Genomic DNA, 24,206 nt, shown 5'->3' on the forward strand with positions numbered 1-24,206 from the left:
ATCGCGATGATAGGACATAAGAGATACGGCTCCCGCGAGGGTGGCGTGGAGGTCGTCGTGACCGAGCTCGCCCGCCGCATGGCGGCGCTCGGCCACGAGGTCACCTGCTACGACCGCTCGGGCAGCGATGTCATGACCGGCGACGCAGCGGATGGCCGCGAGCGCATGGTCGACGGCGTGCGCGTCGTTCCCGTGAGGACGATCGACAAGAAGGGGCTCGCGGCGCTGAGCTCCTCGTACTTCGCCACCCTGGCGGCCATCAAGGACAGGCCCGACGTGATCCACTACCACGCCGAGGGCCCCTGCGTGCCGCTTCCCCTGGCCAATCGCGCGGGCATCCGGACCGTGGCGACCATCCACGGCCTGGACTGGCAGCGCGCCAAGTGGGGAAAGCTCGCCAGCGCGTACATCAAGATGGGGGAGAAGGCGGCCGCCACCAAGGTCGACGGCCTCATCGTCCTGTCCAAATCGGCCCGGTCCTACTTCGAGGGCGCCTACGGCCGCACGGCGACGTTCATCCCCAACGGTATCGAGTCGAAGCGGCCGATGCCGGTCAACCAGATAAAGGAGAAGTGGGGGCTCGATGCGGGCTCCTACCTGCTGTACCTGGGCAGGCTCGTCCCCGAGAAGCGTCCTGAGCTCCTGATCGAGGCCTTCAAGGAGCTCGATACGGACAAGCATCTTGTCATCGCTGGCGGCGGCTCCGATACCTCCGAGTACGAGGCGTCCCTTCGCGAGGCCGCCCAGGGCGACCCCCGCGTCCTCTTCACCGGGTTCGTCAACGGCGAGCCCCTGGAGGAGCTGTACTCCAACTGCTACGCCTACGTGCTGCCCTCCGACGTGGAGGGCATGCCCATGAGCCTGCTGGAGGCCATGGCATACGGCCGCTGCTGCGTGACGAGCGACATCCCCGAGTGCGCGGACGTCCTCGCCGGCAACGGCGTGACGTTCGAGAAAGGCAGTGCCGATTCCCTGCGGGCCGCGCTGCAAGGCCTACTTGCTGAAGGCGACCGCGGGAGAGTCCTCGGCACCGCCGCCAAGGCGCATGTCGAGAAAACCTACAACTGGGATTCCGTCGTCGGGCGGACCCTTGCAGTCTACGGGGGTGAAGGCCGATGAGGATCCTTCTCGTAAACAAATTCCACTACCGCAAGGGCGGCGCGGAGACCTATTACCTCACCGTCGGATCCGAGCTGGAGCGCATGGGGCATGAGGTGGCCTATTTCTCGATGAGGCACCCTGACAACCTGCCGTGCGAGTGGGACAAGTACTTCGTGACGCAGCGCGAGTACAACAACGTCAAGGACCCGCTCAAGGCGGCGCGCGACGGCATGGCGCTGATCTACTCGCCGGAGGCGAAGCGCAACTTCCAGGCCCTCTGCGAGGAGTTCCGCCCCGATGTCGTCCACCTCAACAACGTGCACAGGCAGATCACGCTGTCCATCCTCGACGCCCCCTACCTGGGGGAGAACAAGGTCCCGGTCTTCTACACGGCCCACGACTACGTGACCGTCTGCCCCGGCTACCTCATGCTCGACGGCGGCGGGCGCGTCTGCGACGCATGCCTCGAGGACGGGCGCTACCGCCACTGCATCGAGAACCGCTGCGTGAAGGGGTCGCGCGCGAAGAGCGCGCTGGCGGCGATGGAGGCGTCCTTCAACAGGGCCCATAAGTCAAACCGAAGGATCGACAGGGTAATCGCCCCCTCCAGGTTCATGCGCTCCAAGCTCATCGAGGGCGGCTGGCCCGAGGGCAAGGTCGTCTTCCTGCAGAACTTCGCAGACGACGCGATCCTCGACCGTGCGGCGAATGCCGGGGCGGATGCGACCGACAGGGAGAACCCCTACCTCCTGTTCTTCGGGCGGCTCTCTGCCGAGAAGGGCGTCGACACGCTGCTGAGGGCCTTCGATGCCGCCCTGCCGAGCCTTCCGCAGAATATGCGCTTAGTTGTAGTCGGCGACGGCCCCGATGCCGCCGATTTCAAGACGCTGGCGTCTTCGTTGGGCTGTGCAGCTCGCATTGAGTTCGCCGGTTATCAGACCGGTGGGGCACTGCAAGCGTATGTCGAGAGGGCTTCTCTCGCCATCTCGAGTTCGAGATGGCGAGAGAACATGCCGTACTCGATCGTGGAGGCTTTTGCTGCCGGCACGCCTGTCATCGGCACGGATATCGGCGGAATCCCCGAGTTGGTCGACGAATGGAAAACGGGATTCGTTTGCGAGCCCGGGGGCGTCCAGTCGATGGCAGATGCTATATCGCGCGGCACGAGTGCGTTCTTGGATCGGTCCGCTTACTCGATGCTGCAGCGCAACTGCCGCTCCTACGTCATGGAAAACTGCTCGCGCGAGAAGTTTATGAACGATCTCGTGAACCTATATAAGGAGTCAATCGATGGCTAACGGCCATAACAGCATCAAGAGGATAGTGCATCGCTCCTGCGAGGAGATCGTCGCAACGTTCCGAATCGCCAGGGTTACGTCGTGGCCCGAGGCGATTAACACGTTTCGGGCGAAGCTCGATATCCAGGTCATGAGCCGCAACGGGTACAAGGAACCGCCTGCAGTGAAGAAGCGGTTGCTGCGAAAGCACGAGACCGTTCTCAAGTATCTCGAGAACCGCTTCGGCGATTTCTTCGAGTCATACGACTACGATACGCCGCTGCCCTCATCCGATCCCGCCCTCGAGGGGAAGATCTGGATGTGCTGGTGGCAGGGCGAGGAGAACGCGCCTGAGATTGTCAGGGCGTGTATCGACTCCGTGCGCCGCAACGCGGGCGAACACGAGGTCATCGTCATCACGGACGAGAATCTCTCCGACTATGTTCATATCCCCGATTGGGTTTTCGACAAGGTGCGCGCGGGCGTCATGTCGCGCACCCATCTTTCTGACCTTTTAAGGCTGTCCTTGCTTGCGGAGCACGGCGGCCTGTGGCTCGACGCGACGTTCTTCTGCACCGGTTCGCTTGATGAGTACACGGACCTTCCGATCTGGTCCATCAAACGCCCCGATTATCTCCACGCATCCGTCGCCTGCGGTATGTTTGCCAACTACTCGCTTGGCTGCGATTCGTCTAACCGTCGGGTGTTCGCAACGCTTAGGGACTTTTACCTTGAGTATTGGGCCCAGAGTAATGAACTTGTGGATTATCTGCTCACCGACTATCTCATCGTTCTTGCGCAGAGGCATGACCCCTCGATCGCCGCGGCGTTCGCGTCGATCGAGCCCAACAACCCCCGTTGCGACGATCTCATCTCGCTGCTGGACGAACCCCTCGACCAGCACATCTGGGACGGACTCACCTCTGATACAAGGTTGTTCAAGCTTTCATGGAAGCAAGATTATCCGAGTCAATCCAATGGAATTGAATCTTTTTATGGCGCTCTGGTTTGTGGCGACTGTCGCTAGGATAGTGAGGAGGGCATTGTGGCTAATCCCCTTTTAAGCATAGTGGTTCCCATTTACAACTCATCCGAGACGATTGAGGAATGTGTCGCTTCTCTTGTTTCGCAAACCATTGATGACTTGGAGATTTTACTCATCGATGACGGGTCTACAGACGATAGTCTTGAGAAGTGCAAAAAGCTTGCATCCAAGGACAATCGCATCAGGGTTTTCACAAAAGAAAATGCGGGCCAGGGAATTGCTCGTAATTATGGTTTAGATTTAGCGACTGGGGAATTCATTGCTTTTGTCGATTCAGACGATACCTGTACGAAGGCAATGTATGAAACGTTGCTGAGCAGGGCAAGAGATTCCGGTAGCGATGTCGTCGTTGGCGGTTATTACGACTTGCTGAATGGTGCCGTTGTTAAAAGTCATCCTGCTGGATCCATGGAACTGCGTGGTAAAGGTGAAATTGATAAATACATGGCGGATTTGGTTTCCATTCCATGTCACGACGACGGTGCGGGCTGTATCGCTGTTTGGGACTCTGTTTACCGTCGACTGCTGGTTGAAGAGAATGGGGTTCAGTTTCCGTCAGAAAGAGATGTCTACTCAGAGGATCTAGTTTTTAAGCTTAGAGCTCTCGCTTCTTCTTCGAGGGTCAGTGTCGTTCCCAATTGTTTGTACGAATACCACGTTAGTGACAAGTCTTATTCAAAACGCGTGAATGACGATGTTCTTAAAAGGATAAATGCTCTAAGCCAAGTTCTTGCGGACGAGTTTGATCGGAGACTGTATAGATTCGATTTCCGTAAGAGAAATGCAGGCAGAGCATTTGCATCGCTTAGATTTTCTTTGAGGCGCGCTCCTTGCGGTGCTGGTCGTACGGCTTTTTTCGATGCCCTTGTAAATGATGAAAAGCTATACAACTGTTTGTCAGCCTATCAGCCGTCGAACTTAATTAATGCAGCAATTTATAAATTGCTGTTAACAAGAAAACCTCGATTAATTTCAGCTGTATTCAATCTAATTGCCCTGAAAGGATAATTATGAAAGTCGGAGTCATTACGTTTCATCGTGCCATTAACTATGGAGCCGCTTTGCAGACTTATGCTTTGCAAAAAGCCTTAACGGGATTGGGCTTCGATTCGGAAGTTATCGATTATCGCTGTGATCATATGGAGGAGTTGTATAAGCTGATCGGTGGCTTCTCGACCAAATCAGTTAAACAAAATATCCGTAGTTTTATGAATTACTTTCCCGCAAAGAGAAAAATGATGAGTTTTCGTTCGTTGGTAAATGAAAACATGAAGATGAGTCCAGTGTATGATTCAGAAACCATTAATCAGTCGAACGAGCGATACGACGTGTTCATTACTGGTAGTGACCAGGTGTTTAATTATGCCTGTTCTGATTTTGATAAGAATTACTTCCTATCATTTGTCGATGACAAACAGAAGATTAATTCGTATGCCGCATCGTTCGGTATTAGCAATATTCCGGTTGAGTATCGGGCGGAATATGCTCGACTGTTATCTCGATTTAATCATATTTCGGTTCGTGAGGAGTCTGGTAAAAAAATGGTCCGTGAGCTTGCGGGCAAAGATAGTGAGCTGCACGTCGATCCTGTATTTTTGCTTGATGCGGCAGAGTGGTCGCGGCTCGCTAAAGACCCTGACTTCGATAACTATATCCTCATCTATCGCCTCAACAAGTCGAATGTCATTAATGATTTTGCAAGGTTGTTAGCTAAAAAGACCGGTAAGAAGATTGTAAACATAGGCCAAGATTATATTGACAGGTTGAAGAACCGCGATTTTTACGGTGGAATGGACACTTCGGTACAGGAATTCCTTGGCCTGTTCAAGAACGCTGACTATGTTGTAACTAATTCTTTCCACGGAACTGCTTTTTCCATCATCTTTGAGCGCCAGTTTTACGTAGAAACTAAGCAAAAAGATTTCAAGAAGAACGATCGTGCTGAGAATCTGTTGAAGTTGACTGGTCTTACTGACTCCATTATCGAATCCTTGGATGACTGCAAATTAGATATATACCGCGATTTTGGTACAGCTCGCAAGGTAATTGCTGAGGAAAAGGCTCGTGCCCTGTCTTATCTGAACGGTATTTGTGTTGATGAGTAGATATAAGCAATTTATTCCATTAGTTCCAATTGAAGACTATGTTATTCCACTGCTGCTGCTGATATTAGTATTTTCTACTAACAATCGTCTCATTTTGTTCATGAAGCCTGTTGCGTTTCTCATGATTTCAGCGGTGCTCTTTCTCTCGATAGCTTCGAAAAGAAGATTTAGCAGGGGGGTTCCTTTGAAATTCTTATTTTTCGGGTTTGTTTTCTTAATTGGAATCAGTTTTATTTATACCGGAGATCGTTCTGCGTTTAAGGACTACATTCCCTACATAATCGCCGCCCTTGTTTTCGTTGTATTCGAATTCGACAACTTTTTTTATTCCATCTTCTTCAAATTATTTAGCTTGTTATTATGGGTTTTTATTGCCTCTATGTATTTGGAATTGATAAGCCCAAGTTTGTTTAGATCTGTATTTTCATTCTTGTCTTTGGGGAAAAACTTAGTTGTTAGGTCGGTTGATGGTATAGCAATTGCCGGGCTAGCATTTGAAAAGGCAGATGCGGCGTTCCTCTGCAACATGGGGATAGGAGTTCTTTTCGCCAAAATTTTTACCCGGGGTCTCAATCCAAAATTCATTATTCAGTTGGGAATTGTTTTTGGTGCGCTGATGATGACCGGCAAACGCACCTTATTTCTGATTCCCTTAGTCAGCATCGTCGCCTTCGCTTTGTTTTTCTCTCGAAGTCATAGAGTGGCAAAAGCTATGGCGGTCCTACTTGCGGTGTTTGTGTGCCTGGCAGTTACGTATACGTTTGTTCCTCAAGTTTCGCTTGTGTTTGAGCGTTTTTTAGCTGACAACGGAGATCCATTAAGCGGTAGAGAAGTTTTTTGGACATATGCAATGGAAATGTTTAGAAGTTCTCCGTTATTGGGAGAGGGTTTTCTGTCATTCAATGCATATGTGAACAGCAGGGGCTTCTTATACTACGGTGAACCTTGGCAATTTCAGGCGCATAACGTTTACTTGCAACTGCTTGCTGAGCTTGGAATCGTTGGGCTTTTGCTGTTTGTCAGCATGTTGGCCATTTTGATATTTGGTTTAGGCCGTTCTGCAAAGAAGGATCCAAATATTTTCAACTTAACGGCATTTTACTGGGCTGTTCTTATCGCGATATATAGCATGACGGGCAACACAATTTACTATGCCTGTCAGTTGATGGTATTTGCTGTAGTAGTCACCATTTATTTGAAATATATAAGTCCTAGGGAGGGTTATTCTAAATGAATCCGTTAGTTAGCATAATTACCCCTGCTTATAACGCGGGGGGCTATCTGGATTCTTTCTTCCTATCTGTCTTAGAGCAAGATTACGATAATTACGAGATGATTATCGTTAATGATGGATCAACTGATGATACAGAGGATAAGATCCTCTCATATAAAAAACTGTTCGAGTGTCGGGGCATACGATTCGTTTACTTGAATCAAGAAAACGGTGGACAGGCAAGAGCGCTGAACTTGGCATTTCCGCATATTCGTGGCGAATATTTCATCTGGCCTGATTCCGATGATGTTCTCTGCCCAGATAACATCTCAGCGAAGGTCAAGTTCATGACCGCCCATCCCGATTATGCTTTGGGTATTTCGTGGGCTGAATATATTGATGAAGCTGGGAATAGCCTTGGGCTCTTAAAGCGGGTTCCTGATAAGAACGATAATCTATTTCGGGACTTGCTGATTAGTAAAAATGTATATTTTTGCCCTGGTATTTACATAATGAAAACTTCGGCATTTGTCGAATCTTATCCCGGTCTGGCGATTGATGAAAGCCGTGCTGGGCAGAACTATCAACTGCTCTTGCCTATGGCCTATGGATATCAATATGGATACATTGACAAAGTTCTGTACAAATATGTTCTACATCCCTCTAGTCATTCAAATGACGGTCTCCAAAACGAAAATATGCAATTGAGACGGTTTGAGGAGCATGAGCGCTTATTGAAACGTTTGATTGCATCCATTTGTTCCGAGAGCGATAACGCAATCTATCAAAAGTTGGTTGCTGTCCATTTTGCGCGGCTGTATCTACGAATAGCAAATCAGCATTGCGATGGCGATAAAGCGCGTGATTGTTTTGCTAGATTGCTTCGGTTAAAAGCTGCTTCGCTTAAGGACTGTGCGTATGCATGCGCTACGGCGGTGGGTTTATCTTTAAAGAAGTGAGATGAATGGGAAGAACGAGTAAATTTGTATTAAATTCTGCTTCGACGGCTTTGTTGCAAGTAGTGACGATGGTGGCTGGGTTCATCACCCCCCGCTTTTTACTGATGGCATACGGATCCGATGTTAACGGTCTTATTTCCTCAATCAACCAGTTTATTACTTACTTTAATCTGGTCGAAGCGGGGCTCTCGAGTGCGGCTGTATATTCGCTTTATAAGCCAATCGCTGAAAATGATCATGGCAAGATAAATCGCATCGTAACCGCGGCTCGTAATTTCTATATAAAATCAGGCTTCATTTTTGTTGGCCTAGTTTTTGTTCTGGCAATAGTCTATCCGTGGATTACCCATACTGAGGTCTTGGATCATCAGACTATTTTTCTTCTTGTGTTGGTTCTTGGCGTAAACGGGGCTTTGGAATTTTTTACTCTTGCAAAATATAGAGCCTTGCTGACCGCAGACCAAAAAACTTACGTAATTTCTTTCGCATCTATCGTATATACGATTCTAAATACGGTAATCGTTGTCACGATGTCACTGCTTAAGGTTAATATCCTAACTTTACGCGTCGTAGCATTGCTTTCAATATTTGCGCGTAGCATGATCTTGTTCGTTTACATCAAGGTGAACTATAAATTCATTCGCTATGACGCTGAGCCAGACTATGCTGCAATGGATAAGCGCTGGAGTGCTCTATACCTCCAAATTGTGCAGACTGTGCAAAATGCATCGCCCGCCGTATTAATCACCCTGTTCTCGACCCTTAAAATGGTGAGCGTTTATTCTGTATATAACATGGTCATGTCAGGTATTAACGGAATAATGTCAGTTTTCTCTACGGGTGTGTCTGCTGGTTTCGGAGAGTTATTGGTCAAGGATGACAGTCAGGCATTTAAGAAGGCGTATCGGGATTTTGAATATCTTTACTATGTAATGGCAAGTGTAGTTTACGGCGTAACGCTTGCAACCATTCTGCCGTTTGTCCACGTATACACTCATGGTGTAACGGATGTCGAATATACGAATCTATACTTCGCCCTGCTGTTCGTTTTGAATGGCGTTTTTTACAATCTGAAGACTCCACAGGGCATGCTTGTTATTGCGGCGGGTTTATATAAAGAAACAAGAATTCAAAGCACCATTCAAGCGGCAATTTTGCTTGTCGGAGGTGTTGTTCTTGGATTTAAATTCGGTTTGATCGGCGTAATGGCGGCTTCATGTTTGTCCAACCTCTACCGTTGTGTCGACTTGCTTTTCTTCATTCCAAAAACAGTAACGCATCTTTCGGTCGGACCAACTCTTAAAAACATGATAGAGATGTTGTTTATGGTGGCAGCAATAGCTATCCTGTCGCATTTTATTTTTAGCACCTGGCCGGGAAGTCTTCTGACATGGCTCTTGTATGGAGCCTGTAATCTCGTTTTGGGCCTAGCGATTGTTCTCGGTTTCCATGCCATATTTGAGCACAAGAGCTTTCACATCATCGTTGATAGGCTAAATTCGCTATTGGGGAGGTAAATAGGGTAATGGTTGAACTATTTGAAAAGGCTGAACAGTGCTGTGGGTGTACGGCATGTCTTAACATATGTCCGAAGCAGGCGATTTCCATGCTAGAGGACCAGAAAGGCTTTCTCTATCCCAAGATCGATGGCTCAAAGTGCGTGGAGTGTGGTCTATGTCAAAAAGTTTGCCCTTTAAAGGTTGATGGGTCAGCGGACGATAAGTTTTCGAAAATTGCCTATGCGGTCAAAAATAAAGACAACGATGAGCGTGCGCGGAGCAGCTCTGGTGCGGTATTTATCGAAGTCGCTAAAGCTGTGCTTGGGTCTGACGGCATTGTGTATGGTGTTAGGCTTGATGATGAGCACCGTGCGATGCACGACAGGGCTGACTCAATCGAATCAGTCAGGAAGTTTCAGGGCTCAAAATACGTTCAAAGTTTTAAGGGTGATATCTTTAAAGATGTTAAACGCGATTTAAAAGCCGGCAATTCAGTTTTGTTTACGGGAACACCTTGCGAAGTCGCTGGCTTGAAGCGTTATCTCGGAGTTCCTTACGACAATCTCGTGACAGTAGATATTATTTGCCACGGTACTCCAAGCCCCGGTTCCTTTGATGAACATATTCGCGCTTTGGAGCAGAAATATTCCTCAAAAATTTCCAAGTTGAGCTTTAGGAATAAACAATACGGCTGGAGAAACCAAGAACTTTGGATAGAGTTCAATAATGGCGATATTTATCATAATCCCATTTGGGAAGATGAATATTATCGCCTCTTTACTGGAAATTACCTATTGAGAGATTCATGCTATTCGTGTCCCTTCGCCAGTATGAATCGTCCAGGCGATATCACAATTGGTGATTTTTGGAACATAAATAACGTGAAGCCGGATTTCGAAGACAAGCTTGGCGTTTCTTCAATCATAGTTAATACCGAAAAGGGGCAAGATCTGATTACTGAAATCTTGACTTCTTTTGAGTGTTTTGAAGTTAGCCTGGATGAGTGCACACAGCGCAACCTTCAAGCTCCGTCTCCTAAACCAGATAATTTTAATTCCTTTAGGGCCGATTGGGAGCAGCATGGGCTCGACTATTGTCGAAAGAAATATGCTTCCATGGGATTTGGGGAGAGGATTAGGCGCACTCTATCCCCTGTTAAAAAGAGGGTAATAAAAATAATAAAGCAAGGCGTACGGGAATAATTGCGTTTTCGCATTAGGGGTATCAGTGGCGGTTGATACCCCTATTTTCAGTCGTTTAAATCTAGCAACGACAATCGCGTCGAAAATGTTGGTGTAAGGGTGACGCCCTAGATTGCGACGAAAATGTTGGTGTAAGGGTGACACCCTAGCGCCCGTTTAACGAAAAACGGCCCTCGTCCTAGAATCTGAAATCACCACAACAACAGGTTCTAGGAAAGGACGAAGACCGCTATGGGAATCTTATCAGACCCGACGCCGGACATGGATGAGGCGTATTTGTCCTGGCGTTATGTTCCGCGCTTATTGGGCTATGCGCGATACGGCGGTTTCAGTATGAGGCCGGCTTGCGCTTCTTCGGGATCCCATACTGACACCTTCCAGGTCCGATTTATGTCCGCGCCGGTATTTATGCTTTAAGCAAAGCGGCACGAGTGAACTTGCTACAAGCCTCATGCTGCGAGTACGTTAACCAATCGGTCGTGAAGGCGAGGTGAGTATGAAAGGTAGAAACCAGCACGTTACGAAGCGGGCGGATGGCAAATGGCAGGTTAAGGGCGAGGGAGCGCGTCGCGCTTCCTTTGTTACGACGACCCAGGGCGAAGCTATAAAGCGTGGTCGTCAAATTAGTTCTAATCAGCACTCTGAGCTAATCACCCATCGTCCCGATGGCAGAATCCGCGCAAAGGATTCCCATGGGCACGATCCCTTCCCGCCGAGAGGATAGGGGCTTGACGCCATTGCGGCTGCGGGCATGGATTAGCGTGTCCGCAGCCGCAAACGCTTGCCGGAAGTATGCGGTAAATTCTGGAACCCCCGAGCACAACGGCTTTTCCGCATAAAGGATCCGCAGGCAGAAGCATTGCGGCATTCCGGAGCGCTCGGCACGCTAGGGATTTGCCACATACTTCCGAGTTTTGGCCTTGTACCCTTTGCTCCAGATGCGGCAAGCACTTGATTGACGTTTCTTAAGGTCTATAATCAAATAAAAACTCTGAAATATCTTTTCAAAACAATGAAAGGAAAGTTGAGGACGATGCTTTGTCAGTTTTCCTTCAGGAACTATAGGTCCTATCGCGACGAGGCGGAGCTTTCCATGCAAGCGACGCCGATGAGGGAGTTTGAGCGCTCCCTTATTGAGTGTCCCGATGGGCAGAGCTTTCTGCCGGTGGCTGCGGTGTACGGACCCAACGCTGGCGGCAAGTCCAACCTGCTCGAAGCTCTTGACTACGTTCGTTCGGCTGTGGCCAGTCCGATCAGATTGCTGTCATCTAGCTCTGATGCGCCAGAGGGCGATCGTCCTTCGATACCCCGTTGTTCGGCGTTCGAGTTCGATGATGTGTCTGCTCTCGAGCCTACCGAGTTCGAGCTCTACTACCGCGTGGGTGAGCATGAGTTCCGTTATGCCCTGTCCGTGCATGCCGGCGAGATCGTGTCCGAGGGACTGTGGCGGCGCAAATTGGGAGCTTCGCGTACGGCGATGTTGTTCGAGCGCGAGGGTGCTGAGGTCGAGCTCGGTCCCACGCTGTGCAAACTTGTGACGGCTGCGAGATTCAACCCGAGCCTGCCGTACCTGTCGTTCCTCTGTATCAACTTTGACGCGCCGGTGATCAAGGAGGCTGCCAGCTGGTTTCTTGATGGCGTGTTCCTGAACTACAACAGCTCTTACCTGGAGCGGATGCTCGAGCAATTGCTAGACGAGGCGGAGTCGCCCGAGGTCACGCGTTTTCTGCGCGCCGTCGACGTACGCATCGATGGCTTTAGGGTGGAGAAGGCCCCGGAATGGCGCGGCCAGCGCGTCTTTGTCAGGCGCGAGGTGGACGGCAAGGGCTATGAGCTGCGCCTTTCTGAGGAGTCAGCCGGCACACAGAAGCTCATGGGGCTAGCTGCATATCTGATGACTGCGCTCGAGCGCGGCGCTACCGTTGTGGTCGACGAACTTGACGCTAAGCTTCACCCGAAGCTCCTGCGCTACGTGATTCTGTTGTTTAAGGATCCCGAGGTCAACAAGAGCGGCGCGCAGCTCATCTTCTCGTCCCAGGACGTGTCCACAATGCGAAACGACGTGTTCCGCCGCGACGAGATATGGTTCGCCGCACGCGGCGAGGGGGAGGCGAGCCAACTGTGGTCGCTCGCCGACATCCACGAGGCTAATGGCAACTTGGTTAGCAAGAATGCTGCTTTCGATAAGCAGTACCTGTCTGGTCGTTACGGTGCCGACCCGTATCTCACCCGCATCGAGGAGTGGGATTTACATGGCAGCGAAGAAGTCGAAGGGCTGGCGTAGTGGCAAACGCGAGGTTCGCTCGCGCATGGTGCAGATGACGCGCCACCTCGTGGTGACCGAGGGCAAGGAGACTGAGCCTCGCTACTTCGAGGGCGTGCGTGCTGCTTTGTGCGCGGCAAACGAACGCAAGGTTGCCGTTATCGTTAAGGGAACGGGCAAACACACGCTCGACCTGCTTGACTTCGCTGTCGAACACTGTCGCTATGCGCCCGAGACGTTCGACCACGTGTGGCTCGTGTATGACAAGGATGACTTCCCTGCGTCCGACTTCGACGCGATGGAGCGTAAGTGCACCGAGCTCTCCGATGGTTCGAGGACCTTCCATGCGTTGTGGTCGAACCCCTGCTTCGAACTGTGGCCGCTTCTGCATTTTCGTTATACGACCGCCCCCATGTCGGCCGCGGAGTGTCAGCGTGCCCTCGCTCAGGCGATGTCTAAGGACTTGGGCATCGAGTACCGCAAGAACCTGGACGGGACGTTCGGAGCAGTGGATGATAAGCGGGGCGAGGCACTTCAGCGTGCTGGGCGTCTCGACACGCACCATAGGGCGCTGGGCAACATTAAACCGTCTGCGCAAAATCCTGCAACCAAGGTAGGCGAGATATTCGATGTAATAGGGCCGTATCTGGTTGGATAGTCGAGTTCGATCAGGCTTGCTAGAGCATGGGTCCACGAAAGAGGCTGCATGCTGGGTTGCTTTCTGCCTTGAATTGGATTGACCTTTTGGGGCACGAATAGGATACTAGCGTGAATTAGCGGCATTGACGCAGCCAACCTACGGGCCTGCGTCCTGCGGAGAGGCGGCTGTTCTTCTGGACGGCCGTCTCTCTCTTTGCGTCCATGATGAGAAGAATATTTCGCCAAGTTTGTCGGTCTCGATCGTGTGGTTTCGACTTGTGGTCGAGTTTGTAGACAAACGGAGGATATCGACAAAAAAGAGTCAATTGCGGTGGAAGCCTTCGGGCGACACCTGAAGAGGGTTGATGTGTCGGCCCTCTTTTTTGGATGTAAGATTCGACCTGTCAAAACTTACATCTCAATTGGGAAAAGACGAAATTACGGGTGTTTTTCTGCCCGCATGTAACTTTACTGACGCGTGGTCGCTTGGCCTTAATTCGCTGCGCGTTTCCCGGTTGAGGATTGACTGGAATTGGGCTCTTCCTTAAAGTTCTAGTTGTGAGGAGGCCTTGCGACGGTACGTCCGGCTTGGTCCGTGGAAACCGCCGAAAGGCGGTTTTTGCGTTTAAGAGGTTGCTATCCTAATGGAATTTGTTGCGTTTTCCGCTTCAGGACGCTTAGTATTGCCTTGTTTTCCGGAAGTGCGGGGAAAAATCGAAAACCTCCAAGCACAACCTGATTTTTGCTAACAAAACTGCAGGTCGTGGAAGTGCAAAACTGGAGTCTGGTCGGCCGATCTCGGTTTTACCCCGCACTTCCGGAACCGCTCGCCGGAAGTATGCGGCAAATTCCGGAACCCCCGAGCACACCGCCCTTTTCACGCAGAGAAACCGCAGGTAGAGGCGTTGCGGCATCCCGGCGTGCTCGGCATGTCTAGAATTTGCCGCATACTTTCGATTTTCGCCCCTGCGGCAGGCCGTGTTCCTGCAATACCTCGACTAGATAATGGGCAGAACAGCCAATACCGTCTCCATACTAAAACTCCGGCAGGGGCGAAATCGCTCCTGCCGGAGTTGGCGCGCCTGCTTGTGTTGTTTTCGGCTCGTGCAGAGGCCCGTTTTGGACCCTTACGCCTCCGTGGGCTCCACGCCCAGCTCGTTGCGGACGAGTTCGAAGGCCGCGGCGATGGCCTTGTCCATGTCGTAGTACTTGTAGCCGCCCAGGCGACCGGCAAAGATCACGTCGCCCTCCTGCGCCGCCAGCTCCTCGTACTGCTTGTAGAGGGCCTCGTTCTTGGCGTCGTTGATGGGGTAGTAGGGCTCGTCGCCGGGCTTCCAGTCGGCCGGGTACTCGCGCGTGATGACGGTCTTGTCCTGCGTGCCGAACTCAAAGTGCTTGTGCTCGATGATGCGCGTGTAGGGGATCTCGCGCTCGGTGTAGTTGACCACGGCCACGCCCTGGTGGTCCTGCTCGTCGAGCGTCTCGGTCTCAAAGCGCAGGCTGCGGTACTCCAGCGTGCCCAGCTTAAAGTCGTAGAACGCGTCGATGGGTCCGCAGTAGATCGTCTTGGCGGCGATATCGGGCTCGGCGGCGATCAGCTCCTTGTACTCCACGCCGCAACGCACCTCGACGCCCTCGAGCATGTTGGCGACCATCTTGGTGTAACCGCCCATGGGGATGCCCTGGTAGCGGTCGTTGAAGTAGTTGTTGTCGTAGGTGAAGCGGCAGGGGAGGCGCTTGATGATGCTCGCGGGCAGGTCGCGGCAGTCACGGCCCCACTGCTTCTCGGTGTAGCCCTTCACGAGCGTCTCGAAGATGTCGCGGCCGACGAGGGACAGCGCCTGCTCCTCGAGGTTGGTCGGCTCTCCGATGTTCTCGGCGGCCACCTGCTCGGCGATCTTGGCGCGGGCATCGGCCGGCGTGACGACACCCGGCCACATCTTGGCGAAGGTGTTCATGTTGAAGGGCATGTTGTACATGTTGCCGTGGAAGTTGGCGACCGGCGAGTTGACGTAGTTGTTGAACTCGGCGAAGCGGTTGACGTAGTCCCAGACGTCCTTCATGGAGGTGTGGAAGATGTGGGCGCCGTAACGGTGGACTTGGATGCCCTCGACGTCCTCGGTATAGATATTGCCGGCGATGTGATCGCGGCGGTCGATGACCAGGACCGACTTGCCGGCGCGCTTGGCGGCGTTGGCAAAGACGGCGCCCGAAAGGCCGGCACCGACGACGAGGTAATCGTACTGGGACATGGATATGCTCCTTTGTATGTCAATCGAACAGTTACTTAAGTTTTGGGACAAACAAACCTGATTATGTTGTCCCAGGGATTAGTGTAGCAGATGCTCTTTCAGCAGCTCCAACGCATGGGCGTAGCCCTGGAGGCCTTCGCCGGTGATGGTGGCAAAGCAGGCCAGGCGGGCGTAGCTCACCTGGCGGAAGTCCTCGCGCGTCTCGACGGCACTGATGTGGACCTCGACGGCGGGGATGGCGACGGCCTTGAGGGCGTCCAGGATCGCCACGCTTGTGTGCGTGTACGCCGCCGGGTTGATGACAATGCCGTCGACCTTGCCGTATGCCTCCTGGATCTTGTCGACGATGCTGCCCTCGTGGTTGGACTGGAAGACCTCGACCTCGTCAAAGCCCTGTGCAGCGCCGGTCTCCTTGCAGATCTGGACCAAGCGGTCGTAGTTGTCGCTGCCGTAGATACCCGGCTCGCGAATGCCGAGCATGTTGAGGTTGGGTCCGTTGATGACGAGAGCTTTCATGGTTGCTCCTTTGCGGTTGGTTGGTGTGGCCGGTCTTGTGGTCTTTGAACGTTTGCCCAGATAAAACCTGCCAAAATAAACCTGTCCCTTTTTGGCAGGTTTTAGAGGGTGTCGAGGAGGGCTCGGGCGGTGTTGGCGGCGCAGTCGCGTGAGTCGATGATGTAGTCGGCCCAGGCGCGGTAGCGCGGCATGCGCTGCTCGGCCAGCTTGTCGATACCGTCGCGGGCGGTGATGGGGCGACCCTTGTGGGCGAGCTCATCGAGCTTACGATTGAGCATCACAATCTGACTGTTCTGGTGCAGCAGCGGGTAGTTCTCGTCTCGTGTGACGACGCCGCCGCCGGTGGAAAGCACCAGGCCGCTGCGCTTTGAGATGTCGGCCAGCGCCGCCGTTTCCTGCTCGCGGAAGGCCGGCTCGCCGCGCTCGACGATAAAGTCGGCACAGGGCATGCCCAGACGCTCCTCGAGGGCGCGGTCCAGGTCGATGTGCTCGCGGCCGATGAGCAGGGCGATCTGCTCACCCACGCGGGTTTTGCCCGAGCCCGGCATGCCGATCAGCGCGATGTTTTGCTCGCGGTGAGACAGACGCTCCGTCACGTCTAGGATGCGCTCGCGCGGGGTGACCTGGCCGGTATAGCGCTCGACGGCTTGCGCCGCCTGGGCCACAAGCATGAGCAAACCGCCGATGCAGGGGATGCCGCGACGCTCGGCCTCGAGCATGAGTCCCGTACGGGCGGGGTTGTAGACGATATCGATGACGCCCTCGAGCGCGTCGAGGCCCTCGAGCGTGCAAGGTGCGTCGGGGCAGTGGGGAAACATGCCGGCAGGCGTGCAGTTGACGAGCAACGCGGCGTCGGACTGCTGTGCGATGTTGTCGTAGTTGACCTCGCTCGTGCGTCCCACGGGAACCACGATCGCGCCCAGGTCGCCCAGCACCATACTTGCCGTGGTGCCGGCGCCTCCGGTGGCTCCGAGCACGAGGACCTTCTTGCTGGCAATCTCCACGCCTAACTCCTCGACCAGGCACTGGAAACCGAAGTAGTCGGTGTTGTCGCCGCGCAGACGGCCATCGGGAAGGCGCGTGATTGTGTTGACGTTGCCCATGCGTTCGGCGAGCGGGCTCAGCTCGTCCAGGTAGTTCATGACGGCGCGTTTGTAGGGAATGGTCACGTTGGTGCCCTCCCATTCGTCGCCCCTCATAAAGGCCGCGAGGTCTTCGGGCTCGTGCTCAAAACGCACGTACTCGAGCCCCGCGAGCTCCTTGTAGATGGTCGGGGTGTAGCTGTGGCCTAGCACGCGGCCCAGCACGCCGTAGGGGCGGGTTGTGGCGACGTCAGTCATCTAGAGCACCTCCGTGTAGCTGCCAAAGTAGGTGAAGCTCTCGCACACGTCATCGATGGAATCGAGTAGGTCGTCGAGCGCCTTGCTGCCAAAGGGGCAGTCCAGATCGAAGTAGAACATAAACTCAAAGTCGCGACCGGGGATGGGGCGGCTCTCGAGCTTGATAAGGTTGATGTTGAGCGCATAGAAGCGCTCGAGCGCGCGATAGAGGGCGCCCGGCTCATTGGCCGTGGTGATCATGAGCGAGGTGCGGTTGGCACCGGGATAGACGCGTGGCTCGCGGCTGATGACGACAAAGCGCGTGTAGTTGTTGTCCGAGTCCTGAATGTTGGGCTCCAGCACCTCCAGGCCGTAGAGCGCCGCACAGCTGCGCGAGGCGATGGCGGCGACGTCGGTACGCTCGGAGTTGGCGACCATCTCGGCGGACATAGCCGTGTTGGGATACTTGGTGGCATGCAGATCGTGCGCCTCGATAAAGCTGGCGCATTGCGCGATGGCCTGACCGTGGCTATAGACCTCGCGAACATCCTGCAGCTTGGTGCTGGGCTTGACGAGTAGGTTGTGATCGATCTTGAGGCGCAGCGAGCGCACAATGTGGAAGTCGAACTGCGCGAGCAGGTCGTAGACCGCGTTGACCGAGCCCGCGGTGGAGTTTTCGATGGGCAGTACGCCAAACTCGCAGAAGCCGTCTCGCACGGCGCGCATGACACCTTCGAATGTCTCGAAGAACGCGATATCGGGCACGGCAAAGAGCTTGCACGCGGCGATTTGGCTGTAGGCGCCCTCAACGCCCTGGCAGGCGACGCTGGCAGTCTGGGGGAAGGGCGTGTTGAAGGCCTCGGCAGTGGCGTGGGCCTTTTGCGAGACCGTGATGCCCTTGAGCTCGTTGATATAGCGCTGCTGCTCGGCCTTGCTCATGCTCATGAGGAGGCGGAACAGCGTGATGGTCTGCGCTTCGTAGCGCTCGGGCGCGCGACCGGCAAGGTTGTTGAGCTTGGAGCGCTCGCGGGCGGGGTCGAAGACGGCCTTGCCCATCTCGATTTTTGATTTGGCGACCTCGGTGGCAATGTCCATGCGTTCGACAAAACTGTTGAGGAGCGTGGTGTCGATGCCATCGATGGCCTGGCGAATGGCGGCAAGGTCCATAGGGACCCCTTTCACGTGTCGGGGCTGCAGTGATTTTTCTGGGACGGGGATTAAATAATCATTGTGTACCTAATGATTATTTAATCCCCGTCCCAGAAAAATCACTGGGTGGGCGTGGGGGCCGGAGTTGGCCCCCACGGGGATTAACTAGCGCTGGGCGGCGTCTTCTAGGAGGGCGTCCCAGATGGCCAGCGCTGCGGCTGCTTCGGCTACGGGGACGGCGCGCGGGACGATGCAGGGATCGTGGCGGCCGTGGACCGAGAGCTCGGCATTTTCCATAGCGTCCATGTCCACCGTCTGCTGCTCGCGGCCAATGGAGGGCGTGGGCTTTACGGCCATGCGCCACATGACGGGCGCACCCGTGGAAATGCCGCCCAGGATGCCGCCGGCATTATTGGACTCGACCTCGATCTTGCCGGTCTCTGCATCGATGCGATACGGATCGTTGTTCTCGCTGCCGCGCATGGCGGCGACGGCAAAGCCCATGCCAAACTCCACACCCTTCACGGCGGGAATCCCAAACGCGATCTGCGCGATGCGGTTTTCGATGCCGTCGAACATGGGGTCGCCGATGCCTGCGGGCAGGCCGTAAATGCCGCACTCCACGATGCCGCCGATGCTGTCGAGCTCGTCGCGCGCGGCCAGAATCTCCTCGCGCATGCGACCGCCAGCTGCGGCGTCAATGCACGGCAGGTCGTTCGAAAGGATCGCCTTGCGGTCGGCCTCGCGATAGGCCATGTCGTCCATGGGCAGATCGGAGATGCCACCGATCTGCGCCACGTGCGCCATGACCTTAATGCCGCGGGCCTCGAGTGCCTGCAGCGCGATGCCGCCCGCGATGCACAAGGGGGCCGTCAGGCGGCCGGAGAAGTGTCCGCCGCCGGCGACGTCGTGCATGTTGTGGTACTTCACGCGCGCCGGGAAATCCGCATGGCCCGGGCGGGGCTTGCGGCGCAGCTCGGAGTAGTCCTTGGAGTGTGTGTTGGTGTTCTCGATAATCGCGGCGATGGGCGCGCCGGTGGTATGTCCATCGACCACACCGGCGATGATGTGGGCGGCGTCGGCCTCGCGGCGCTTGGTCGCGGTCTCGTCACGGCCGGGAGCGCGGCGGTCCAAAAAGGCCTGCAGCTGCTCCTGGTCAACGGCGATACCTGCCGGAATGCCATCGAGCGAGCAGCCGATGGCGGGGGAGTGCGACTGGCCGAAGATACTCAAATGCAAAACGTTGCCAAAGGTCGAGGACATGCTATTCCTCCTCGAGCGTGACCTTGCCGCCCAACAGGCGGTAGTGGTCGAAGAAATCGGGATAGGACTTGTTGACGGCCTCGGCGCCGTGGATCACGACCTCGCCGGTGGCGCGACTCGCGGCGATGGCAGCCATCATGGTGATGCGGTGGTCGTTGTGCGAATCGACCTCGCCGCCGGTAAGGGCATCGACGCCCTTGATGATGAGGTCGTCACCGGCGATGCGCACCTGCGCGCCCAGCGCGGTGAGCTCGCGGGTGGTGGTGACCAGACGGTCAGATTCCTTGATGCGTAGGCGTGCACAGTCACGGATGAACGTGCGGCCCTGAGCCAGCGATGCTACGGCCGAGATAACGGGCACCAGGTCCGGAATGTCGTGGGCGCTCATCTCAAAGCCGGCGAGCTTGTCGGACTGGACGGTGGCGGCGTTCGTGGAGCGCACGATGCGGGCGCCAAAGCGCGAAAGCGCGGCGAGCACGTTGCGGTCGCCCTGTGCGGAGCTCAGCGACACGCCCTCGACGGTGATGGGGTCGGTGCCGATGGCACCGGCGCACAGCCAAAAGGCCGCATTGGACCAGTCGCCCTCGACGGCTACGCTGCCGGGCGTGCGGTACGAGCCGCTGCTCACGCGGAAGTTCGTGACCTCGGGCTGGCCGTCCTTGGCCGGAATACGCTCCACGTTGACCTCGACGCCGAAGGCCTTCATGGCCTGGATCGTCAGGTTGATGTAGGGTCGGCTCTCGATGAGGCCGGTCACCTGCACGCAGGAGGGTTGGGCCAGCAGCGGGGCCGCCAGCAGCAGGCCGGAGATATACTGCGAGCTCACGTTGCCCGGAAGCACAAAGGTGCCCGGGCGCATGCGGCCGCTCGTCTTGAGCGGAAAACCGCCCAGGCCCTGCAGGTCGCAACCGGTGGCAATGATCTCGTCCGAAAGCGGGGAGAGTGGGCGGGCGCCCAGGCGGCCCTGGCCCACGAAGGTGGCCTCCGCACCCAGCGCGCAGGCGACAGGCAGCATAAAGCGCAGCGTGGAGCCGCTCTCACCGCAGTCGAGCGTACCGCCGGCAAGGGCCTTGAGCAGGCCAAATTCAATGCTCTTCATGGTGGGGTGGACCTGGAAGCCGTCCTCGACGGTCTCGATGCGGGCGCCGAGCGCCGTGAGGCAGCGCACCGTGGCGTCGATATCGGCGCAGGTCGTGTTGCAGGCAACGTGCGTCTCGCCGTTGGCAAGCGCGGCGCAGATGATGAGGCGATGCGCCATCGATTTGGACGCGATGGCGGGAACGGTGCCCTTGAGCGGGGACGGGGTGATGCGGGCTAACATGCGGAAACGTCTCCCTTCTGGCCGAGGCCCTCGGCAATCAAATCGCGGAAGGTGGAAAGCGGCATGCGGTCGATGCTGCAACGGCCAATGTCATGCGGAATTACCAGGTCGATGGTGTCGCCCGTGCGCTTTTTGTCGTGGAGCGCCTCGGCAAAGACGGCATCGGCATCTAGGTCGCAGCGGGTCTTGAGGCCGTGGCGGGCGCAGAGCTCCTCAATTCGATCGGGCAGCTCGGCATCGCATACGCCATGCAGGGCCGCGGCACGCGTTATGATGCCCATGCCGATCGACACGCAGTTGCCGTGGCCGAGCTCAAAGTGCTCGCAGGCCTCGACGGCGTGCCCGGCGCTGTGGCCAAAGTTAAGGAGCTTGCGCTGATTGGTTTCGCGCTCGTCGGCAACGACCACGGCGCGCTTAATGTCGATATTGCGGGCGATGATGAGCGCCACGCGGGCCACGTCGCGGTTCAGCAGTTCAAGCGTGAGCGGGGTCTTCTCCAGCTCGGCGAAAAGCTCGGGGTCGGCGATCACGGCGTGCTTGACGACCTCGCCGCAGCCGTCGGCGAACTGTTCGTGCGTGAGGGTCGCCAGGCACCCCACGTCGGCGATGACCACGCTCGGCTGCCAAAAGGCGCCGGCCAGGTTCTTGCCGGCTGCCAGGTCGATGGCCGTTTTGCCGCCGACCGACGAATCCACCATGGCGAGCAGGCTTGTGGGAATCTGCACAAACTTGCAGCCGCGCATGTAGGTGGCGGCAACAAAGCCCGCCACGTCGCCCACGACGCCGCCGCCGAGCGCCACGATCACGTCGGAGCGCGAAAGCTCGTGCTCGGCCACAAACTCCAAAATGGCAACGTAGGTCTCGGCACGCTTATGGGCCTCGCCGGCCTCGAAGGTGCAGATGCTCACCTCGTAGCCTGCGGCCTCCAGGCTCTGCTTAACGGGCATCTGGTAGAGCGGGCCCACGTTGGCGTCCGTCACGATGACGGCGCGGGTGCCGCCGGCGGTGGCACGAACGAGCGGGCCTGCCTGCTCCAGCAAAAACGTGCCCACATGCACCTGGTAGGGGCGTGCGGTGTCGATATCGATGGTAATCGCCATAAGCTTCGGTCCTTTCGACCTGGCGTGATGGGTGGTCTAGTGGGAGGCCTCGTCGTCGAGCGCGCGCTTGATACGGTCGCCCTCGGCGAGGAGGTTCTCCAGATAGCGCTGGTCGCGGTCCTTTAGGGCGCGGCTGTAGGCGCCGAGCGATTCGATCAGATGGTCAATCTCGAAGGCGAGCGCATCGGCGTCGTCGATCATGAGCTCGGACCACATCTGCGGATTGAGGTGCGCCACGCGGGTGAGGTCGCGGTAGCTGCCGGCCGAAAAGCCGTGGTGGACCTGAGCGGTCGGGCTCTTAACATAGGCGTTGGAGACGACGTGCGCGAGCTGGCTTGTAAAGGCGATGACGCGGTCGTGCTCGGCGGCGCTCGTTACGCTGAACTTGCCAAAGCCTAAGGGGCGTACCATCTCGCGCACCTGGCCCAAAAGCTCCAGCTTAAGTGCGTCGTCCACTGCGGGCGGTACGAGCACGAGCGGTGCGTCCTGGAACAGGTCGGCGCGGGAATGCGCGTAGCCCGAGAACTGCGTGCCCGCCATGGGGTGCGCGCCCACAAAGTAAAAACCGTGCTCGCGGGCAAGCTCAAAGGCGCGCTCGCACACGATGCCCTTGACGCCCACGGTGTCGATCACCACGGGCCCCATGATGGCCTCGGTGTCGGTGGCGTCGGCGAGTGCCTGGGCGTGCGCCTCGAGCCACTCGATGCAGGCCTCGGGGTAGCATGCCAGGACGATGATGTCGCATTCGCCGAGCGTCTCGTCGTTGAGCTCGCCGGCAACGGTACCCATACTGGCGGCCGTCATGACGTCGTCATCGGGGTCCCAGGCCAGCACGCGGACGCCCGCCTGCGCATAGCCGCGGGCAAAGCTGCCGCCGATGAGGCCCAGGCCCACGATACCGGCGCACTTGGGGCCACCCTGGTTAACGCGTGCGTTTCTCACCGTACCCATGGGCTACTCCTGAACGGTCTCTTGGCAGACGACCTCGCGGATGGCGCGGATGCGGCGCATGGTGTCGTCGAACTGGTCGGGGGTGAGTGCCTGAGCGCCGTCAGACCAAGCGTGGCTCGGGTCGTCGTGGACCTCGATCTCCAGACCGTTGGCGCCGCAGGCAGTCGCGGCGAGCGCCATGGGCTCAACATAGCGGGTGTAACCGGTGGCGTGGCTGGGGTCGGCGACGACGGGCAGGTGCGACAGGTGGTGCAGCACCGGCACGGCGTTGAGGTCGAATGTGTTGCGGGTGCGGGTCTCGAAGGTACGGATGCCGCGCTCGCACAGGATGACGTTGTCGTTGCCCTCGCTCATGATGTACTCGGCTGCCATAAGCAGCTCGTCGACGGTGCCGGACATTCCGCGCTTGAGCAGGACCGGGGTCTTGGTCTTGCCGACCTCCTTGAGCAGGGGGAAGTTCTGGGCGTTGCGAGCGCCAATCTGCATGACGTCGATCTTCTTGTCGAGGAAGACCTGCACGTCGCGCGGGTCCATGATCTCGGTGACGATCGGCATGTCGAGCTCGGCGGATGCCTCGCACAGCAGGTCCAGGCCGGCGGGGCCCATGCCCTGGTAGGCGTACGGGGAGGTGCGGGGCTTGTAGGCGCCGCCGCGCAGCATCGTGGCGCCGGCGGCCTTCACGCGGCGGGCGATGCGGATGAGGTTCTCGCCCTCGACGGAGCACGGGCCGGCGATGACCTGGAACTGGTCGCCGCCGATCTTGACGCCGTGGCCGCAGTCGATGACGGAGTCCTCGGGGTGGAACTTGCGGTTGGCGCGCTTGAACGGCTCGGAGACGCGCTGCACGCGCTCGACGACGTCCATGGACTCGAGCAGGAACGGGTCGATCTTGGTCGTATCGCCCACCAGGCCGATGATGGTCTCGTTCTCGCCGCGCGAGACGTCGGTCTTGAGTCCTTTTTTCTCGATCCAGCTGACGATGTGGCTTACGGCCTCGTCGCTGGCGCTCTGCTTTAAAATCGCAATCATGGT

Annotated in this window: 21 protein-coding genes; 12 read left to right on the forward strand and 9 right to left on the reverse strand. The window is 56.2% G+C overall.

Annotated features, from left to right (window positions below; genetic code table 11):
• Nucleotides 1-6: 6 nt before the first annotated feature.
• The 12 genes from AB5Z20_RS00925 (at nucleotide 7) to AB5Z20_RS00980 (ending at nucleotide 13,322) form a co-directional block, all read left to right on the forward strand.
• Complete coding sequence (locus AB5Z20_RS00925) at nucleotides 7-1,119, forward strand: glycosyltransferase family 4 protein (protein ID WP_368155901.1); 1,113 nt, start codon at nucleotides 7-9, stop codon at nucleotides 1,117-1,119.
• Nucleotides 1,116-2,399 carry a glycosyltransferase family 4 protein gene (locus tag AB5Z20_RS00930; RefSeq protein ID WP_368155902.1) on the forward strand — a complete coding sequence of 428 codons (1,284 nt, stop codon included), beginning with the start codon at nucleotides 1,116-1,118 and terminating at the stop codon, nucleotides 2,397-2,399. Before AB5Z20_RS00925 ends, AB5Z20_RS00930 begins: the two co-directional genes overlap by 4 nt.
• Nucleotides 2,392-3,405 carry a capsular polysaccharide synthesis protein gene (locus tag AB5Z20_RS00935; RefSeq protein ID WP_368155903.1) on the forward strand — a complete coding sequence of 338 codons (1,014 nt, stop codon included), beginning with the start codon at nucleotides 2,392-2,394 and terminating at the stop codon, nucleotides 3,403-3,405. The genes AB5Z20_RS00930 and AB5Z20_RS00935 overlap by 8 nt, the downstream gene beginning before the upstream one ends.
• Before the next feature lie 18 nt (nucleotides 3,406-3,423).
• The gene (locus AB5Z20_RS00940; protein WP_368155905.1) at nucleotides 3,424-4,431 is read left to right on the forward strand and encodes a glycosyltransferase family 2 protein; all 1,008 of its coding nucleotides are present in this window, start codon (nucleotides 3,424-3,426) and stop codon (nucleotides 4,429-4,431) included.
• Nucleotides 4,432-4,433: 2 nt separating this feature from the next.
• A complete protein-coding gene (locus AB5Z20_RS00945) occupies nucleotides 4,434-5,528 on the forward strand; it encodes a polysaccharide pyruvyl transferase family protein (RefSeq protein ID WP_368155907.1) in 1,095 nt (364 codons plus the stop codon).
• Nucleotides 5,521-6,762, forward strand: a complete 1,242-nt coding sequence (locus tag AB5Z20_RS00950) for an O-antigen ligase family protein (RefSeq protein ID WP_368155909.1) — start codon at nucleotides 5,521-5,523, stop codon at nucleotides 6,760-6,762. The genes AB5Z20_RS00945 and AB5Z20_RS00950 overlap by 8 nt, the downstream gene beginning before the upstream one ends.
• Nucleotides 6,759-7,700 (forward strand): glycosyltransferase family A protein, encoded by a 942-nt coding sequence (locus AB5Z20_RS00955; protein WP_368155911.1) that lies wholly within the window; start codon nucleotides 6,759-6,761, stop codon nucleotides 7,698-7,700. Before AB5Z20_RS00950 ends, AB5Z20_RS00955 begins: the two co-directional genes overlap by 4 nt.
• A gap of 5 nt (nucleotides 7,701-7,705) precedes the next feature.
• Complete coding sequence (locus AB5Z20_RS00960) at nucleotides 7,706-9,217, forward strand: lipopolysaccharide biosynthesis protein (protein WP_368155913.1); 1,512 nt, start codon at nucleotides 7,706-7,708, stop codon at nucleotides 9,215-9,217.
• Between the two features lie 8 nt (nucleotides 9,218-9,225).
• Nucleotides 9,226-10,401: a Coenzyme F420 hydrogenase/dehydrogenase, beta subunit C-terminal domain gene (locus tag AB5Z20_RS00965; RefSeq protein ID WP_368155914.1), complete on the forward strand. Its 1,176-nt coding sequence runs from the start codon at nucleotides 9,226-9,228 to the stop codon at nucleotides 10,399-10,401.
• A 496-nt stretch (nucleotides 10,402-10,897) separates the two neighbouring features.
• Nucleotides 10,898-11,125, forward strand: a complete 228-nt coding sequence (locus tag AB5Z20_RS00970) for a DUF2188 domain-containing protein (protein WP_195534616.1) — start codon at nucleotides 10,898-10,900, stop codon at nucleotides 11,123-11,125.
• Between the two features lie 369 nt (nucleotides 11,126-11,494).
• Nucleotides 11,495-12,685, forward strand: a complete 1,191-nt coding sequence (locus AB5Z20_RS00975) for an ATP/GTP-binding protein (protein WP_368155916.1) — start codon at nucleotides 11,495-11,497, stop codon at nucleotides 12,683-12,685.
• Nucleotides 12,654-13,322 (forward strand): RloB family protein, encoded by a 669-nt coding sequence (locus tag AB5Z20_RS00980; RefSeq protein WP_368155918.1) that lies wholly within the window; start codon nucleotides 12,654-12,656, stop codon nucleotides 13,320-13,322. The genes AB5Z20_RS00975 and AB5Z20_RS00980 overlap by 32 nt, the downstream gene beginning before the upstream one ends.
• Nucleotides 13,323-14,430: 1,108 nt before the next feature.
• Here AB5Z20_RS00980 and glf read toward each other — a convergent pair.
• From glf to aroF, 9 genes are all read right to left on the reverse strand, one after another.
• Nucleotides 14,431-15,555 carry a UDP-galactopyranose mutase gene (glf, locus tag AB5Z20_RS00985; RefSeq protein WP_368155919.1) on the reverse strand — a complete coding sequence of 375 codons (1,125 nt, stop codon included), beginning with the start codon at nucleotides 15,553-15,555 and terminating at the stop codon, nucleotides 14,431-14,433.
• A 78-nt stretch (nucleotides 15,556-15,633) separates the two neighbouring features.
• On the reverse strand, nucleotides 15,634-16,071 hold the full coding sequence (gene aroQ / locus AB5Z20_RS00990; protein ID WP_368155920.1) for a type II 3-dehydroquinate dehydratase: 438 nt from the start codon (nucleotides 16,069-16,071) through the stop codon (nucleotides 15,634-15,636).
• Between the two features lie 101 nt (nucleotides 16,072-16,172).
• Nucleotides 16,173-17,411, reverse strand: a complete 1,239-nt coding sequence (locus tag AB5Z20_RS00995) for a shikimate kinase (protein WP_368155922.1) — start codon at nucleotides 17,409-17,411, stop codon at nucleotides 16,173-16,175.
• Nucleotides 17,412-18,557, reverse strand: coding sequence for a prephenate dehydratase (gene pheA / locus AB5Z20_RS01000; protein WP_368155923.1), 1,146 nt, complete (start codon nucleotides 18,555-18,557; stop codon nucleotides 17,412-17,414).
• 147 nt (nucleotides 18,558-18,704) lie between these two features.
• Complete coding sequence (aroC, locus tag AB5Z20_RS01005) at nucleotides 18,705-19,802, reverse strand: chorismate synthase (protein ID WP_368155925.1); 1,098 nt, start codon at nucleotides 19,800-19,802, stop codon at nucleotides 18,705-18,707.
• A gap of 1 nt (nucleotide 19,803) precedes the next feature.
• The gene (gene aroA / locus AB5Z20_RS01010) at nucleotides 19,804-21,123 is read right to left on the reverse strand and encodes a 3-phosphoshikimate 1-carboxyvinyltransferase (protein ID WP_368155927.1); all 1,320 of its coding nucleotides are present in this window, start codon (nucleotides 21,121-21,123) and stop codon (nucleotides 19,804-19,806) included.
• Nucleotides 21,117-22,223 (reverse strand): 3-dehydroquinate synthase, encoded by a 1,107-nt coding sequence (gene aroB, locus AB5Z20_RS01015; RefSeq protein WP_368155929.1) that lies wholly within the window; start codon nucleotides 22,221-22,223, stop codon nucleotides 21,117-21,119. Before aroB ends, aroA begins: the two co-directional genes overlap by 7 nt.
• Nucleotides 22,224-22,259: 36 nt before the next feature.
• A complete protein-coding gene (locus AB5Z20_RS01020) occupies nucleotides 22,260-23,174 on the reverse strand; it encodes a prephenate dehydrogenase (protein ID WP_117635289.1) in 915 nt (304 codons plus the stop codon).
• A 3-nt stretch (nucleotides 23,175-23,177) separates the two neighbouring features.
• Complete coding sequence (aroF, locus tag AB5Z20_RS01025; protein WP_343006995.1) at nucleotides 23,178-24,203, reverse strand: 3-deoxy-7-phosphoheptulonate synthase; 1,026 nt, start codon at nucleotides 24,201-24,203, stop codon at nucleotides 23,178-23,180.
• Nucleotides 24,204-24,206: the final 3 nt, after the last annotated feature.

Source organism: Collinsella aerofaciens (genome assembly GCF_040910245.1).
Lineage (GTDB): Bacteria > Actinomycetota > Coriobacteriia > Coriobacteriales > Coriobacteriaceae > Collinsella.

Excerpts from the sequence above, each read along its gene's own strand:
- AB5Z20_RS00965 (WP_368155914.1), top strand. The coding sequence starts at position 9,226 with ATGGTTGAACTATTTGAAAAGGCTGAACAGTGCTGTGGGTGTACGGCA.
- AB5Z20_RS00960 (WP_368155913.1), top strand. The coding sequence starts at position 7,706 with ATGGGAAGAACGAGTAAATTTGTATTAAATTCTGCTTCGACGGCTTTG.
- AB5Z20_RS00980 (WP_368155918.1), top strand. The coding sequence starts at position 12,654 with ATGGCAGCGAAGAAGTCGAAGGGCTGGCGTAGTGGCAAACGCGAGGTT.
- AB5Z20_RS00950 (WP_368155909.1), top strand. The coding sequence starts at position 5,521 with ATGAGTAGATATAAGCAATTTATTCCATTAGTTCCAATTGAAGACTAT.
- AB5Z20_RS00925 (WP_368155901.1), top strand. The coding sequence starts at position 7 with ATGATAGGACATAAGAGATACGGCTCCCGCGAGGGTGGCGTGGAGGTC.
- aroF (WP_343006995.1), bottom strand. The coding sequence starts at position 24,203 with ATGATTGCGATTTTAAAGCAGAGCGCCAGCGACGAGGCCGTAAGCCAC.
- pheA (WP_368155923.1), bottom strand. The coding sequence starts at position 18,557 with ATGGACCTTGCCGCCATTCGCCAGGCCATCGATGGCATCGACACCACG.
- AB5Z20_RS01020 (WP_117635289.1), bottom strand. The coding sequence starts at position 23,174 with ATGGGTACGGTGAGAAACGCACGCGTTAACCAGGGTGGCCCCAAGTGC.
- AB5Z20_RS00935 (WP_368155903.1), top strand. The coding sequence starts at position 2,392 with ATGGCTAACGGCCATAACAGCATCAAGAGGATAGTGCATCGCTCCTGC.
- AB5Z20_RS00955 (WP_368155911.1), top strand. The coding sequence starts at position 6,759 with ATGAATCCGTTAGTTAGCATAATTACCCCTGCTTATAACGCGGGGGGC.
- AB5Z20_RS00995 (WP_368155922.1), bottom strand. The coding sequence starts at position 17,411 with ATGACTGACGTCGCCACAACCCGCCCCTACGGCGTGCTGGGCCGCGTG.
- aroC (WP_368155925.1), bottom strand. The coding sequence starts at position 19,802 with ATGTCCTCGACCTTTGGCAACGTTTTGCATTTGAGTATCTTCGGCCAG.
- AB5Z20_RS00975 (WP_368155916.1), top strand. The coding sequence starts at position 11,495 with ATGCAAGCGACGCCGATGAGGGAGTTTGAGCGCTCCCTTATTGAGTGT.
- AB5Z20_RS00970 (WP_195534616.1), top strand. The coding sequence starts at position 10,898 with ATGAAAGGTAGAAACCAGCACGTTACGAAGCGGGCGGATGGCAAATGG.
- aroA (WP_368155927.1), bottom strand. The coding sequence starts at position 21,123 with ATGTTAGCCCGCATCACCCCGTCCCCGCTCAAGGGCACCGTTCCCGCC.
- aroB (WP_368155929.1), bottom strand. The coding sequence starts at position 22,223 with ATGGCGATTACCATCGATATCGACACCGCACGCCCCTACCAGGTGCAT.
- glf (WP_368155919.1), bottom strand. The coding sequence starts at position 15,555 with ATGTCCCAGTACGATTACCTCGTCGTCGGTGCCGGCCTTTCGGGCGCC.
- aroQ (WP_368155920.1), bottom strand. The coding sequence starts at position 16,071 with ATGAAAGCTCTCGTCATCAACGGACCCAACCTCAACATGCTCGGCATT.
- AB5Z20_RS00930 (WP_368155902.1), top strand. The coding sequence starts at position 1,116 with ATGAGGATCCTTCTCGTAAACAAATTCCACTACCGCAAGGGCGGCGCG.
- AB5Z20_RS00945 (WP_368155907.1), top strand. The coding sequence starts at position 4,434 with ATGAAAGTCGGAGTCATTACGTTTCATCGTGCCATTAACTATGGAGCC.